Annotated in this window: 1 protein-coding gene; it reads right to left on the bottom strand. The window is 67.6% G+C overall.

Annotation, left to right across the window (positions count from 1 at the left end):
* Positions 1-14 precede the first annotated feature (14 nt).
* Entirely contained in the window at positions 15-1,373 is a 1,359-nt protein-coding gene (tnpC, locus tag CH341_RS31210) for an IS66 family transposase (protein WP_111423571.1), read from the bottom strand.
* Between the last annotated feature and the right edge of the window lie 79 nt (positions 1,374-1,452).

Consider the following 1,452-nt stretch of genomic DNA (forward strand, 5'->3'; position numbering starts at 1 on the left):
GTAATTGCTCAGCCCTATGGATGCTGAACTGCCGTCGCGGGCGGCAATTTTCCGAGGGGCATACGGCTCAACGTCGTGCGGATCGCCTCGAGCACGCCGATGGCTCGGCGGCGAGCGGTTTCGAGCACAGATCGGATGTCGGCGTAGAGGCGCGCGCCCCACTCTGAACGGAAGCCGTTTGTCACCTTGCGGAAGACAGCGCAGGGACGCAGCGCGCGCTCGGAGCCGTTGTTCGTCGGCGGGATGGCGCGCTCGGTCATGAACGTGAACAGAGATTGCCGGCAGCCTTCGATCGCGCGCTTCAGCTTGTCGCCTTCAGGGTGCATCGGGGTAATGCGGAGCAACCGATCGAGTTCTGCGTCGAGCTGGTAATGGTAGGTCCGCAGGGTGGCGTCGGCGAGCACCGGTCGGCGGCGGCCGATCGCACAGGCCCGCTGCAACAGCCGGCGCAGGCCGGGGGCGAAGGTGAGGTCGCCGGCCTCGACGGCGTACTCGGCATCGCGCAAGAGATGAGCGAGACAGACTTGGTTGGCGGTTCTGGCCCAACCCATCTGGGCGCCGAACCGGTCGGAGACCCAGAACGCGGGGCGCACCTCGCCGAGAAATTCGGCAACCACGTCCTTGCCGCGGCTGGGCCGGATGACGAAGCAGCAGTTCTCGCCGTGGTGGAACGTCCACAGCCACCAGTTCCGCTTGCCGACCCGCACGCTCGTCTCGTCGGACTCCAGCACGGTGCCGGCCAGCAAGCGGGCCCGGATCAGGTTGGCCTGGCGGGCGAAGGCGCGCCGGCTCTCGGACAGCATGGCGACCAGCGCGCCCTCGCTGATCGCCAGGCCCACCAGATCGGACATCAGTCGCGCCAGCCGCTCGAACGAGATCGCATGGGCGACGCGCAGATAGATCACGAAGGCCCGCAGGTTCGGCCCAAACGGCGAGCCCGGCGGCATGTCGGCCGGCGCCTCGGCGCGGAACGGCCGCTGGCAGCACGGGCACAGGCCGCGATGCAGCGTCACACGGGTGACATCCGGCTCGATCTTCGGAAGCTCGACGTGGTCGTAGGCGTGGAACGGGGCCTGCATCACGCCCGACACGTCGGTGCCGCAGTGCTCGCAGCGATCGGCCAGGATGTCGCGCCGGCGAGTCGGGTTCGGATGAAGGGGCCGATGGGCCCCCGGATGCGATCGCCGCCGACCCTTGCCTGGGGTCGGGTCGGCCGACGGCTTGCGACCTTGCGAGGGTGGCGTACTGGAATTGTCCGGCGTCTTCGGCGGAAGGCCGAGCTTGGCCTCGAGGTCCGCCACCCGCGCCGCGAGATTCAGGACCAGGTCGATCAGCGCTTCTCTGTCGAGCGAATCAAGTGCGTCGCGCCTCATTCCAGTGTTGAATCAGCGACGTACCAGTTTGTCAAAACCTGCTCAGAGACATCGCGCCGCCATACCCCTGAGCAACTAC

The sequence above is a fragment of the Rhodoplanes roseus genome (assembly GCF_003258865.1).
In the GTDB taxonomy this organism is placed as follows: domain Bacteria; phylum Pseudomonadota; class Alphaproteobacteria; order Rhizobiales; family Xanthobacteraceae; genus Rhodoplanes; species Rhodoplanes roseus.

Excerpts from the sequence above, each read along its gene's own strand:
- tnpC (WP_111423571.1), bottom strand. The coding sequence starts at position 1,373 with ATGAGGCGCGACGCACTTGATTCGCTCGACAGAGAAGCGCTGATCGAC.